This is a genomic window from Pseudomonas sp. ChxA, assembly GCF_030263855.1.
In the GTDB taxonomy this organism is placed as follows: Bacteria; Pseudomonadota; Gammaproteobacteria; order Pseudomonadales; family Pseudomonadaceae; genus Aquipseudomonas; species Aquipseudomonas fluorescens_CB.
The window spans coordinates 1,054,499-1,066,951 of record NZ_JARPMK010000001.1; the positions used below are offsets into that span (position 1 = coordinate 1,054,499).

The window sequence follows — 12,453 nt, forward strand, 5'->3', positions numbered from 1 at the left end:
CGGGGCGGGGCATGCCTTGATTTAGCCTGCATCACCTTCTCCTCGGTGATTTTCAGTCCATACAGATGACCATTCGCCCGTCGTGATAACATTCGCTACTACAGCGGCTATTTTTGATGCCAACAGAGGGGGTACAGCATTCCCGACCTGATGGAATTGTTGCGTCCGGTTGCCTTCAAAAAAATAGTTATCGGGGAACGTTTGCAGACGGGCCGCCTCACGTACCGTCAAACTGCGACACTGAAACGGATCGTAATGAATGAAGTAGTGCCCATCCTTGGATATGTGACTGGTGACAGTCGTTGATGGATAGTTCTCGAGCTGAACTCTGAAGCGATCACTGAACTTCCCTGATTCCCAGTTCTTATGCTCTGGAGCCAGCCCAGGCAGGCCGAAGTCTAGGTGACCTTTGGGGGAGCGTTTATGTGTCCGCGCGAAGATGGATGCGAATACATAGCGCTTGAGGTCTGATGGCATATGGCCTCTAGCTTCATGGTTCAGCCAGACGTCCAGCTTGTTATCCTTGTACCAGTGATCTAGATCAGTTGATTGCGTAGAGCCGTCCCCGGCGTTGCGCGGATAGCGTAATGCGCCAGTATTCAGAGAGCCGGTCATGAAGCTCGATCGGACTATTCTGATGTTTGCTTCGAGCCCGGGGTCTTTCTTGGGCAAGCCGGCTGCTGCATCCTGCAAGTTATCCAGTTGATTAATCAGTTCAAGATACCAAGACTGTGGGCTATCAGTGCTTCTGGAAAGACTACTGCGCAATCGCGGTAGTTTTCCAAGGATGCTGCCGGCAGATATTTCCGGGAAAGTTGGAAGTCGTTCGGGCTTTGGGGTTTGCCCTGCGGCGTCGATCGCGATGCCCAAGAGAATTACCCTGTGACGGGCCTGTGGAACACCGTGCTGCTCTGCACGTATGATGAAGTTTGTGGATTCTACTTCTGAGACATCATCGTCGGCACCAAAGGATTCATCACTCACAAGTGAGTAAATGCGGTATCGACGGCCAGAGCTTGGGTGGTTAAGTGCTACATCAGGATCGGACAAATCTTGAAGTATCTCGGGGAAGATTTCCTTACCCCCTACTTTGGCGGAAAGAATCCCTTTTACGTTCTCCATAACAAATATGGCAGGACGGTAGTGCTGGATGATTCGTAAGTAATCGCGATAGAGAAAGTGCCGATGGTCATCCTCAGGACGATAGTCGGTGTTCCCGCGGTTACGAGACCGGCCGACAAGCGAGTAAGCCTGACAAGGTGGACCTCCGATGAGCACCCAAGGACGGGTTCTGTCCAGCTTGTTAAGCAGGATTTCATCTAGCTCATCATCGCCCTCTTTGGAGCCCAGTGTTATGCACTTGGCCTCATCCCCAGACCGGATCCACTGTGCCTCACTGCGAGGGGACCAAGGGCGTTCGGAATGCCCGTTGCAGTAGTCATAGTAGTCATCCAGAGCACCGGGGTTGTGGCGTTTCAATAGGCGGTAGAACGCCCGAAGCCGCAGGGTCTTACGGGCTATTGGATCTTTTTCGGCCGAAACAATGATCTCGAAATCATTACCTTGGTTGTATGATGAGAACCCCTCACCCAAGCCTCCTGGCCCTGCGAAAAGATCTACTATCTGAATTGGTTGCACGCGATTCATGACGCCCTAACTCTGAGTTTCGCCCCTATTAAGCGGGAGAAGATGAAGATGGATACAGTCAGTAAGGAAATCCGCTCACGCATGATGTCCCAGATTGGGGGGAAGAATACCAGGCCCGAACTGAAAATTCGAAAATTGCTGCACGCCCAAGGCTTCAGGTTTCGACTCCACGTAAGGGCGTTGGTCGGGCAGCCAGATATTGTGCTCGCTAAGTACAAGGCATGCATCTTTGTACATGGCTGTTTCTGGCACCGCCATGAGGGTTGTCGATACGCCACAATGCCAGCTACTAGAGTAGAATTCTGGGCTGAGAAGTTCCGCGGTAATGTGATGCGCGATGCTCGGAACAGAGACCATCTGATTGCCGCGGGCTGGCGAGTCTTTGAAGTGTGGGAGTGTGATCTGAAGGAAGCAAATCCAAACCTTGAATGGTTATACCAAGCGATCAGACAGTCATGAGACAAATTAACCCCCGCAAATTACTAAATAATAGCCGCAAGTTTGAGGGCTTCTATCACGCCATTGTTCAAGCGCCAGACACTGTGAATAACGGAAACGTGCTCGCTTAGCGTGTGCAGGAGCATCTTGTTGACTTCGTCCACATCATGTTCAAGTTTGCGAGCCAGGTCTCGGCTATAGCCTTTGCCTGCAGATGCCAGCAGCGCGAGAATCTGCTTGCCGAGCGGTGGAAGACGAGATATTGCAGCAGCTTTGGCAAGATCTGCAACGGTAACGTCGGCATCTATCGTTAAATGCACAACTGGTTCTGCGAGAGGGTCAATTTGCTTGGTTCCGTGGGTCAACTGTGTCCGAATTTTAATTGTTGCGCTTCTGCTGAGTATTTCGTCAGTATCAGGCAATTGCAGTGTCGGTTTCGTAAGGGGTACGCCGGCCTCCTCTAAGCTGGCTTGCGGGCGAGGCCTTACTGCAAAAACACGGTCCCTTTCCAGATATTTCTCAAGGCAACCGTCCAACAAGGAAAGTAGGTCCATGTGATTGAGTTTCAGGGCATCCGCACCCTCATAGGTTTTTTGTCCTGGATTCTGGATGAAGTAGCGAAGCACTTGTTTTGCTTGGTCTGGCAAAGTAGGTATATCAGACAGCAGCGCCCAAACCTCTTTTTCGCCTTGGGAGGAGAGCATCTTGGGCATTGGGTCTATCGATTTCTTTCCCACCGCTGGATTGTGACTTTTAAACGCAGAATCAGACAGCAGGCTTAGCAGTTCCCGCTTTATAGAAAAGCCCCCCAAGCGGTCCCGCTCAATCCAATACCGCAGTCGTGTCCCTAGGGTACGATTCAAATCCGGTGGCCGCGTTTTCATAGCTCGCGCCAGTGTAGTGGCGTCACTTTTCGGATTAGCCCGAATAATACTGAGCAGTTCTTTGTCCTCTGGCTGTAATTTGAGGAGTTGGAAATCGAAATAACTTCTGCTTGCTTCTTGAGTCATCACTTCGAGACTTGATTGCCCCTCATTCAGATCAAGATCAATTGAGGGGCTAACATCGTTCGTTGAAAGGTCACCAATAGCGAGCTTTTCAGAGGCGGACGTCTGTGCTTCCGAAGAAAAAGAGCTGGAGAGGCGTTGCTCCCCATCATCCAGATCTATACACCACTCGATTGCCTTAGGTTCCACAGGCGTTGAACTGGAGATAAGCGCTTGGATCTCTACGGCTGCTTCGATGCATTCGTTATCATGAGTTGATTTTTGGAAGACGGGAGAGTCTTGCCAAACGAATAGGTCGAAATCACCTTCAGATCCAAAATTGTCGCTTTCCTGCGGGCTATCGTTTTGCGTAGTGACTTGCTTTTCGACCACTCCGGATATGTGAGTCTCGTGGGAGCATTGGAGCAGATAGACGCGACCAAGCAGTTCCAGAAGGTCGGAGTCTTGCTTCATTGCAATAGCCGCGTGAATGTTATCTATGGCTTCAGCAAAACGATCGGATGTGACCAAGTCACTTATCTTTTCGAGAAAAACAGTTCGTTCTTCGATGAGTGTTTGATGACCGTCTGCATGCGGGGTTTCGAATCGCAGCGACATCTGCAATCGGTGCTTGATTCGATCACTAAAAGGACTATTTTTCAGTGACTCGAGAAGCAGAGCTTGGAAGACATTCCTTGCATCAGCTTTATGAAGGACATCTAAAGCTTGAACAAGCCCATCGATAGGTTGATCTAATACACCAGACCTCAGATGAGCCTCGAAGGCATCACAGCCCTGTGAGTGGATGATTTCCCACAAGCTTTGAACAAGGGCTTCCCAGTCCATTCCAATTCCCGAACACGTAGGTGTTGCCAAGCCTTCAAATGGTCAGAATGCCATCATGGTGGCATAAATTTTAACACAGGCCATACATTTTTGTGGGCGTGAAAAAAGCACTTGTCAGGCAGGAACAGTGTTCCTAGTATGGCGCCAAGCCAAACGAAGCGGCACCCAACAGTGACGGAGCGGGACGACATGACCATCAAAAAGCAAGCCAAGCCTACTGAAGCACTTCTGAGCTTCGAGGTGTTCTATAACGGCGAGCTGTTTCAAACCGTCGAGTTTTCCAGCCTCCGCAAGTGCAACAACTGGCGCGAAAAGAACCTAGAGACACCGTTCCTTTATGTGATCAAAACGCCTAACTGCAACCGTGAGAGCTGCATCGAGCTGTCCAAGCGCTACTTCTCAACCAAACACCGCGTGTACCCGGATCTATTTGAACGCCCTGAGTGGGACGTCGTGACCGAGGCAGAACTGCAACAGCTTGCAGAGACTCGCATCGTGCGGGAAACCCGCGAACGCACAGGGGTACCGCTTTCTGTCCAAGTCGGCGGCGGTAAATACGACGTCACCATCGTCCACTTTGACAAGCCGATGCGTGACCGCGTTGAGATCATCAAGGGTAACCTGAGCCGCGAAGAAGCTTACGAATTCATTCGCAGCTATGGCAACGATGCCGTCACAAAAGTAGTGACACCAACCGAAGAGGAAGTGAGGCCGCTGACCAAAATGAATCAAGCCGAGCGCCAGCAGCTGATCCTTAGCACATTGCTGGACACCATCAAGCCAGAAAACACTGGCTGGAGAGAAATCGTCAAGGCCATTGAAGCACTGCACGTGGTCAAGCCAGGCGGCTGGCTGGAAGTGCGCGACGTGCTTCAATACGCCTTGGATCAAGGCCGCATCGCTCGCCCTAAGTTCGATCCGCATGCCGATGACGAGTATTACTTTGCAATTACCCCGGTTACCCCTGCCACCCCGAAAGCTGAGGAATAAGCACCGGTGGTAGGTGCTCGAAAAGAGAAAGAACCGGTGACGAATTTTGGTGTGTATCCGGGATACGGAACTGAAGACATGTACCCTCGAAAGCCAGACGCCTCATTGCACGACCCGTCCCCGGCCTACTTGCGTGGCCTTCTGGAGACGGCAGGCATCACTCAAGAAGCAGCAGCGACCGCGCTCGGCATCACTGACCGGGTTATGCGTTACTACTTGAGTAGCCAAGAGTCGGCCACCTACCGACCAGCGCCCTATGCAATCCAGTACGCGCTTGAACAGCTGGCGGCACACGCTGCGAATAAGCGAAGCGTTAAACGCACTTGAGTTCATAGATGGGCCGCCGGCCATCGCATACCCACCTGGCATTGGCAGCCGAGAGTTTCATGCGCACTTTTCAGCAGCTTCTTGCGCAGGTAAGTACGGAGGTCCAGAAATATACCTCGGTGCTGTTCTTGACCGGCGGCATGTCCCTAGAACCCTACGTGATTGAAGCGGTAAAGCAGGCCTTCCCGCAATGCGATATACACCCAGTGGAGCCTCACTGGGAGTCGTCGATGGACTGTCGGTGTACGCATCATTGACCCAGGATGTTCCGGTTCCCGAGCCCGCCTGAACACCCCGTAACTCTAAATGACCAAGGAACGTCATGATTGACTCAGTAGTTTCAATATCCGAACAAGCGTTTTTCAGTATCGTCACTTCAGCATTGGAGGCTTATAAACTGGAGCATGTTTTAACCTGCGGCGACTCTGCGGCGGGCGTAGAAACGTTCGGGCACCTGTGGGGGTACTGCCAGCCACTCATTGGCAGAAACATGATGCACAGGGTGGTATGGGCAGACACATCCACAGCCGTTGAAAGAGACCAGGGCTCAGTCTCCTATACCGATGAGGCGCAAGAACTGAAACAAGGCTTTATCGACACGTTTTTTCCTGAGGTCTGCTACCTGGGTGATTATCACAGTCACCCATACAGCCACGAAGATGACGAAATCAAAACCGAACTCGAGCTTGAGCGAGGTCACCTTTATCGATTTTCCGAAGGGGATTTCCGCTCGGTTAAATCTTTGCAGGATAAGGCACTGGACTACCGGGTTGGCCTTGTGGCCACCGTGTTCGAGCGTGAGCGGAAAGTGAAGCGATCACTGAAGAAACTGGACGGCGAAAGTTGCATCAGATTTCAGTACCTGAACATGACGATCTGGCTGAAGGCCTATGTCTGGACCTCGGACGACAACGATAACTATCGGCGCAAGGCGGACAAGATGGTACGTCTGGTGTGTCCAAGTTTGAATTTGTTGGCTGCGTGACGCGGTATGGGAGGTGTTCGGGTCGACAGGTCGGCAGCCTGATGCAGGTATTGCCAGGGCCGACCGCGTGTTCAAGGACTAGCAGGGCGGTTTGGTGGGGGCTACATCGGTATCCCGACCAACAGGTTTCGATGCTTGAGGCTGTAATTGACGTATGAAGCTTTGCCTTTCCCGCTAAACCCTCCGATCCAGCGATCTTTGATCGCGCCGATCGGAGGGTTCACTCGCTTTTTCTCGAAGCTACCGCGTTCCACTTTCTCCTTTCAGATTTGATTAGCGCAGCGCCTTCCTTTGCCCCTTAGCAACCGCCCGCGATCTCTATCGAGCGCAGCGCCTTTTCAGTGTCAGAGCGGATCTTTTCGTGGGGGTATGAATGTAGGTGTGGCGACAGCGGCGACAGCGGCGACAGCGGCGACAACGCACGTAGAACGTGGCGTGGAGCATGGCGACAAAACTGGCGACAGTCGCCACTTTTTTCACGCCTTGGTCGTGACGCTTGACCGCCTTTTCGAGTGGGTATAAAAATTGGCGCACGGATCGCTGTCGTTGACAGCACCTGCCCAGGTAGTCAGAACCTTTAAGGCTACGCCACTTGCGTGGTGGTTCTCCCGAAGTGCGATTAGCGTCCGGCGGCTCGCACGGTCACTCTCCAAGGGTGATGGATGCCTACTCGATTTATCTGCCCACTGCGGCAGACGATGGACCTTCCTCGCTGCGCTGCAGCAACCTCCTCCCTTGGCCTACCTCGCTGCGCCAGACTGCGCCCGTCTCTTTCTTCTGGAAAGAGACGGGCGCTCGTACCACTGCTGCAAGCCACGTCGTACAGGGCATTGCCGCAACTCTCCTCGTGACAATCGATCTGACAAATCCGACTCGTCGCCATCCGCAACGACATAGGCACCGGTGCCGCAGCCCATGGAAGTGCTGCACCTGACTGACAGTCAGGCATGCCCCAGGTGTCCATGTCTTTGCCTTCTCCTACCCAGGATCTCCAGGTGCCGAGTTCGTCAGTCGGCACAGCCTCCGCCCGCCCGCATCTTCGGATGCGCCAAGGAGGCCAGATTCATGGGTTCATGCCCTCGCTCCCGGTCGTAAGGAGCCGTTCGTTCCACGTCAGTGAACACCTCACAGGCCGCAGGGACCTTGATCCCTGATAACACTCAACAACCGTGGCGGGACTACGTGAGGACAACCAGCAATGAACGAGGAGAGGGCCCATGCAGCAGTTAGATCCGAAGCTTGTACTCCCACGACCGCCTCGACCGCTGATTGAGTCGAATCCAGTGGCCCAGCCTTATCCGGTGCACGCACTGGGTGGGATTCTTGGGCCTGCGGTGGAGCGCATGGCCGAGGTGATAGGCGTGCCCCAGGCACTGGCTGCGCAATCGGTGTTGGCTGCCTCGGCCCTGGCCACCCAAGGCCATGCGGGGTTACAACTCGACGGAAGAAATTATCCACTGTCGCTGTACCTGATCACCGTGGCCGCGTCCGGCGATCGCAAAACGGCGGCAGATCGATGTGCGTTACTGCCAGCACGGCAATGGGAGCGCGAGCAGTGGCAGCGCTACCGTGAACAGCTTGCCCGCTACCGCGCCGCACAGCGACAGGCGCAGCGTCTCAATCCTGCCGGTCCTGAGTCCGCGAACGGGGTGTCGCTCGAAGCAGAGCCCTCAGCCCCTAGGCTGATCACCACGGACCCGACTATCGAGGCCCTGATCAAGGGGCTCTGCCATGACTTGCCCAGCATGGGCCTGTTCTGTGACGAGGGCGGACAGTTCCTCGGCAGCAGCACCATGAGTCGGGATAACCGCTTGAAAGCGGTCACGACCTTATCGTCACTCTGGGATGGCAGCCCGATAGATCGCGCGCGCTCCATGGTTGGTGAAAGCCTGCGGGCTTATGATCGGCGCTTGAGCCTGCACCTGATGCTGCAGCCGTACTTGGCCATGCAGTTACTCAGTGATCCGTTGCTGCAGGGGCAAGGCATTCTCGGTCGCTGCCTGATGACCTGGCCCACCAGCCTGGCTGGACAACGCAGCTACCAGGCTGTCGACTTGTCCAAAGATGCCGCCCTAAAGCGCTATCACCACCGCCTTTCGGCGCTGTTTCATCAGCCCTGGTCACTTACCTCTGACGGTGCCTTGCGGCTGTCACCACTGAGCCTCAGTCCACTGGCTCGTCGTCGCTGGATTGATCTGCATGATGCCATCGAAGCCCAGTTGGGTGAGTTTGGTGAGCTGGCCAGCGTGCGCCCCAGCGGATCGAAGGCCGCCGACAACCTGCTGCGCGTCGCCGGCATCCTGGCCGTCGTGGAGGAGAGAAGTGCAGTGGAGGTCGACCATATCCAACGGGCCTCGGCCTTGGTTGGCTACTACCTCACCGAGATCCAGCGCCTGACCGAACAGGAACCGGTGTGCCGAGTAAAGGAGGAGGCGGACCGGCTGCTGCGCTGGCTGCAGGTCAAGGATTGGAAGCGCTTCAGTATTCGAGAGCTGAACCGCAACGGTCCCCGCTTTGCCCGTAAGAGCAGTCGTCATGCCGCCAAGCTGTTGGTCGAGTTGATTGATCATCAGTGGCTGATCACCGATGGCCACACCTTCGAGGTGCGCCATGTTCAATCTTGATGAAGCGCTGCGCCACCATCTGGCTCAGCGCCAAAAGGAGCCGAAAGCGCGGTTTGTCGCCGCGACTGTCGCCACTTTGTCGCCACGCTCAAAACCAGGCAGGACAAGGGTTGTCGCCGCTGTCGCCGATGTCGCCACCACCCGTAAAACTATCACCTCGACGACAGCCCTCATTCAATGGTTGGAAGAGGAGGGGGCGATCCTCTTCGTCATGAACAATTCGCTGTATTTTCGCCCGACTGATGGGGCCCAGCTCGCCATCGTGAGTGCGCACTGGCAAGCCCTCTTGCATGATCTCTCGGCAGTCGATCAGGAGCAGAGCAATGGCTCGGGTCGGTAAGCGAGCGGGGCGCAATTTCGGCTTTGGTCGTCAGCTCCGCTATGCCGGACCGCAGGCCCTGAAAGATCTGTTCGGCGACGGCCATTTTGCTACCGTCAAAGCCCATAGCGATCGCTGGCTGGCCTTCGTGCAATGGTGTCGATCCGAGGAAGGACCGGGACTCAACGACGCGCGACAGATCGACCGTGAGATCCTTATGCGGTACGCCTTCCATTTGCGCGAGCAGGTTGATCAGGGCAACGTTGGCATTGCCACCGCGCAGAACCGCCTGTCCAGCGTGAACCGAACGATGGCCGCGCTGCGCGGTGATCAGTACGTCAAAATCCCCAGTCCGAGCAAGGCGCTGGGCTTGCAGCGCTCAAGCGTGCGTAGTGAGGCCCCGCAAGGCCAAGACCGTGCGCAGGTCGAGTTGATCGCACGGGCACTGTCAGATCGTCAGCAATCGAGGGTAAGTGCCATTGTGCTCCTCGCCCGTGAGACTGGTATGCGCCTGCGCGAAGCGATCCTGGCCGATCTGCCCCGACTGCAACGTGAGGTTCGGCAACTGGGCAAGATCAACATCCAGGATGGCACCAAAGGTGGTCGATCAGGGGCCTCGGCACCGCGTTGGATTACGGTCACGGATCAAGTTCGCGATGCCCTGGATTGGGCCAGCGCGACCTCACCCAATGGCAGCCGGAATTTGTTGGCGGCCGACGAAAGCTACAAAGACTTTATGCAGGCAGTTGTGCGACCGGCACGGGACCTCCTGCATGAGCAGGGGTTGAAAGGTTTTCATGAGCTACGGGCGGCTTACGCCTGTGAGCGCTATGAGCAAATGACCGGCTTCCCTGCCCCCGTCAATGGCGGTCGTGTTCATCGAGAAGATCGGGAGCTTGATCAGCGTGCGCGACAGCAGATCAGCCATGAGTTGGGACATAACCGCATCGATGTGGTGAGTGCCTACATCGGAGGTCGGCGATGAAGTTTGAATTTGACATGGCGTTGTTTCTGAGCCCCGTGCTCAAAGGTGCGCATGCCACGCGGAAAAGGCACATCAGACAGGCAGAAAGGATGCACGAGGTAATTCGTGAGCGCTGGAGTTGCGCAACTCCTTGGTCCTGGAGGGACAAACACGTGAGATGGTTTCTGGAGCACTACTTGCGATGCTCAGCTCCAGCTACCGTCTACTACTACGAATTGACAGCAGGGTTGATCCGCCGCAGAAAGGCGCAACTCGTGGTTGCCTGATAGACCTTTTAAGCGTGAGCCCCTTAGTATGGGAACGCGGAGCCTTCCCATACTAAGGGGCTTGGCCGAAGAAGCGCAGGCATGCGAGAGATTTAGCGATAGTCGTCATTTCTGTCGTCATGCTCCACGACACGGATGGCATGGATTGTCGCCGGTGATGCTTAGCGTTTCGGCACCACGTTACGGTCCCTGGTTTGATTGATGGCAGATGCCGACAGGCTGCCGGTGGCCGCCTTCTGGATATGTTCACTCCACCAGGCCATCATCGGACGCCGGCGTTCGATGTAATCCGTCCGGTTGTAGGCGCTACGAACTTCGTCCTTGTCGACATGCGCCAGCGCGACCTCGATCAGCTCCGGATCCCAGCCATGCTCATTCAGGATGGTGCTCGCCATCGAGCGCAAGCCGTGGCTGACTAGACGGTCCTGAAAGCCCATGCGCTTCAACGCCATGTTGGCGGTCTGGCTATTGGCATGGGTGCGGGGGTTTCTATCTGAGGGGAACACGTACTCTCTGTTACCGCTGAGTTGCTTGAGCGTCTCCAGCAACGAAAGTGCCTGATCGGTAAGAGGGATTGTGTGCGGCCGACGCTTTTTCATGCGCTCTGGAGGAATGGTCCAAATGCGCTTGTCGAAGTCGATATCTGCCCATCGCGTGGTGGCTGCTTCGGCAGGGCGGGTCATCGTGTGCAGCTGCCATTCGATCAGGCAGCGGGTCGTGCGCTTGATGCTGGCGTTCGCGATTTCCATCATGAGCTCGGGAAGCTCCTCAGGTGGTAGCGCAGCCATGTTCTCTTTCTTGGGTTTCTTGAACACCGCCCGAATTCCATTGAGGGGGTTCGCAAATATCAGCCCGGAGTTGACCCCGTAGGTCATGATCTCGTTGAGTCGTTGGCTCAATCGTTTCACGGTTTCGAGGCTCCCTTTGGCCTCGATTGGGCGAAGGATCTTGATAACCATTGGAGCAGTGATTTGAGAGAGCGGCGTTGTTTTCATGCTTGGGAATACATGAAGCGTCAGCGATCGCCAAATGTCTTCGGCGTAGGCCTTGGTTACTGAGTCTTTCTTCAGCTCGAACCAGGCCGTGGCCACCTTCTCGAAAGTGTGTTCAGTCTCAGCAAGTTTGGCTTGCCTTACCTCATCACGCTGGGTTTTGGGATCAATGCCCAAAGCGAGCAACTCACGCGCCTCTGCGGCTTTCTTCCGGGCGTTGGCTAGCGAGAGGTCGGGGTACGGACCAAGCGCCATGTTGATACGGCTTCTGGTCAACGGCTCGCGGTAATTGAAATTCCACATCATCGAGCCGCTGGCGCGTACTCGAAGCTGCAAGCCATCGCCGTCGCTGAGGACGAAGTCTTTACCAGTTGCCTTGACTGCCTTGAGCTGGCGATCGGAGAGGCGGGTTGCGTTAGTAGGCATGGGGGCTACCTCCAGCACCGTTTTGGTATCCTGAAAATAGCATTTGGTAGTCCGGGATACCACCTGGGATACCAAAGCGCCTGGAACTCAGTAACTCTCCAAAGACCCCAAAGGCGCCTAACCCCCTGTATTCACTGGATTTCAGGCACAAAAAAAGACGTCCGTGGACGTCTTTAGATGATGAAGTGGTGGAGCCGGGGGGATTTGAACCCCCGTCCGCCAGTACTCCGCTGTCGGTACTACATGCGTAGCCGTTTCTATTAAGTTAACCCTCAGCGACCCGAAGGGCAGGGTGCTTTGGGCGAGTTGTGTAAGTTTTAGCCGCTTCGTCCACAACGTACTGCACGGCGATTCTGTTCTATATGACAATCACTTTGGGTTTACAGACATCCCCTGGTGATTGCTGGACCCGAAGGTACCAGAAGCTCAGGGCTAAGGCTGCTTACGCAGCGAGAGCGAATTCCTGGCCGTAGGTTTCGTCATTGGCAACTATAAGAAGTTGCAACAGTGGATTTACGAGTTCTGTTACCAACTCGGCATGCACCTAAAGTTTCGCGACCGGCGTCGAATCCTAAACGGCCCCGTGCTTGTAACTCGTTGTTTCTTAGTGAGTGACAAGCCT

At 55.0% G+C, this 12,453-nt stretch carries 10 protein-coding genes and 1 other RNA gene; 7 read left to right on the forward strand and 4 right to left on the reverse strand.

Going from position 1 to position 12,453, the window contains the following annotated elements; genetic code table 11:
* Positions 1-21: 21 nt before the first annotated feature.
* A complete protein-coding gene (locus P5706_RS04650; protein ID WP_169917067.1) occupies positions 22-1,647 on the reverse strand; it encodes a DNA cytosine methyltransferase in 1,626 nt (541 codons plus the stop codon).
* Between the two features lie 48 nt (positions 1,648-1,695).
* Between P5706_RS04650 and P5706_RS04655 the strand changes: the two genes are divergently transcribed.
* Positions 1,696-2,106, forward strand: coding sequence for a very short patch repair endonuclease (locus P5706_RS04655; RefSeq protein WP_047296720.1), 411 nt, complete (start codon positions 1,696-1,698; stop codon positions 2,104-2,106).
* Positions 2,107-2,129: 23 nt separating this feature from the next.
* Here the strand turns inward: P5706_RS04655 and P5706_RS04660 are convergent, their stop codons facing one another.
* Positions 2,130-3,917, reverse strand: a complete 1,788-nt coding sequence (locus tag P5706_RS04660; protein ID WP_169917066.1) for a hypothetical protein — start codon at positions 3,915-3,917, stop codon at positions 2,130-2,132.
* Positions 3,918-4,106: 189 nt separating this feature from the next.
* On the opposite strand from P5706_RS04660, the gene P5706_RS04665 reads away from it, so the two are divergent.
* The 6 genes from P5706_RS04665 (at position 4,107) to P5706_RS04690 (ending at position 10,413) form a co-directional block, all read left to right on the forward strand.
* Positions 4,107-4,907, forward strand: a complete 801-nt coding sequence (locus tag P5706_RS04665; protein ID WP_285678655.1) for a hypothetical protein — start codon at positions 4,107-4,109, stop codon at positions 4,905-4,907.
* A 649-nt stretch (positions 4,908-5,556) separates the two neighbouring features.
* Positions 5,557-6,219 (forward strand): hypothetical protein, encoded by a 663-nt coding sequence (locus P5706_RS04670; RefSeq protein ID WP_047296674.1) that lies wholly within the window; start codon positions 5,557-5,559, stop codon positions 6,217-6,219.
* A gap of 1,217 nt (positions 6,220-7,436) precedes the next feature.
* A complete protein-coding gene (locus P5706_RS04675) occupies positions 7,437-8,843 on the forward strand; it encodes a YfjI family protein (protein WP_169917064.1) in 1,407 nt (468 codons plus the stop codon).
* Positions 8,830-9,183 carry a hypothetical protein gene (locus P5706_RS04680; RefSeq protein ID WP_150658722.1) on the forward strand — a complete coding sequence of 118 codons (354 nt, stop codon included), beginning with the start codon at positions 8,830-8,832 and terminating at the stop codon, positions 9,181-9,183. The genes P5706_RS04675 and P5706_RS04680 overlap by 14 nt, the downstream gene beginning before the upstream one ends.
* Positions 9,167-10,147 (forward strand): integrase domain-containing protein, encoded by a 981-nt coding sequence (locus P5706_RS04685; protein ID WP_169917063.1) that lies wholly within the window; start codon positions 9,167-9,169, stop codon positions 10,145-10,147. The genes P5706_RS04680 and P5706_RS04685 overlap by 17 nt, the downstream gene beginning before the upstream one ends.
* Positions 10,144-10,413, forward strand: coding sequence for a hypothetical protein (locus P5706_RS04690; RefSeq protein WP_256352327.1), 270 nt, complete (start codon positions 10,144-10,146; stop codon positions 10,411-10,413). Before P5706_RS04685 ends, P5706_RS04690 begins: the two co-directional genes overlap by 4 nt.
* Positions 10,414-10,574: 161 nt before the next feature.
* Here P5706_RS04690 and P5706_RS04695 read toward each other — a convergent pair whose 3' ends face one another.
* Both P5706_RS04695 and ssrA read right to left on the reverse strand, forming a co-directional pair.
* Complete coding sequence (locus P5706_RS04695) at positions 10,575-11,831, reverse strand: integrase domain-containing protein (RefSeq protein ID WP_169917062.1); 1,257 nt, start codon at positions 11,829-11,831, stop codon at positions 10,575-10,577.
* A gap of 186 nt (positions 11,832-12,017) precedes the next feature.
* Positions 12,018-12,414, reverse strand: a transfer-messenger RNA (tmRNA) gene (gene ssrA, locus P5706_RS04700).
* Positions 12,415-12,453 lie beyond the last annotated feature (39 nt).

What these genes read in the sequence shown, in the direction of transcription:
- P5706_RS04650 (WP_169917067.1), bottom strand. Translation starts at nt 1,647, where the DNA reads ATGAATCGCGTGCAACCAATTCAGATAGTAGATCTTTTCGCAGGGCCA.
- P5706_RS04655 (WP_047296720.1), top strand. Translation starts at nt 1,696, where the DNA reads ATGGATACAGTCAGTAAGGAAATCCGCTCACGCATGATGTCCCAGATT.
- P5706_RS04660 (WP_169917066.1), bottom strand. Translation starts at nt 3,917, where the DNA reads ATGGACTGGGAAGCCCTTGTTCAAAGCTTGTGGGAAATCATCCACTCA.
- P5706_RS04665 (WP_285678655.1), top strand. Translation starts at nt 4,107, where the DNA reads ATGACCATCAAAAAGCAAGCCAAGCCTACTGAAGCACTTCTGAGCTTC.
- P5706_RS04670 (WP_047296674.1), top strand. Translation starts at nt 5,557, where the DNA reads ATGATTGACTCAGTAGTTTCAATATCCGAACAAGCGTTTTTCAGTATC.
- P5706_RS04675 (WP_169917064.1), top strand. Translation starts at nt 7,437, where the DNA reads ATGCAGCAGTTAGATCCGAAGCTTGTACTCCCACGACCGCCTCGACCG.
- P5706_RS04680 (WP_150658722.1), top strand. Translation starts at nt 8,830, where the DNA reads ATGTTCAATCTTGATGAAGCGCTGCGCCACCATCTGGCTCAGCGCCAA.
- P5706_RS04685 (WP_169917063.1), top strand. Translation starts at nt 9,167, where the DNA reads ATGGCTCGGGTCGGTAAGCGAGCGGGGCGCAATTTCGGCTTTGGTCGT.
- P5706_RS04690 (WP_256352327.1), top strand. Translation starts at nt 10,144, where the DNA reads ATGAAGTTTGAATTTGACATGGCGTTGTTTCTGAGCCCCGTGCTCAAA.
- P5706_RS04695 (WP_169917062.1), bottom strand. Translation starts at nt 11,831, where the DNA reads ATGCCTACTAACGCAACCCGCCTCTCCGATCGCCAGCTCAAGGCAGTC.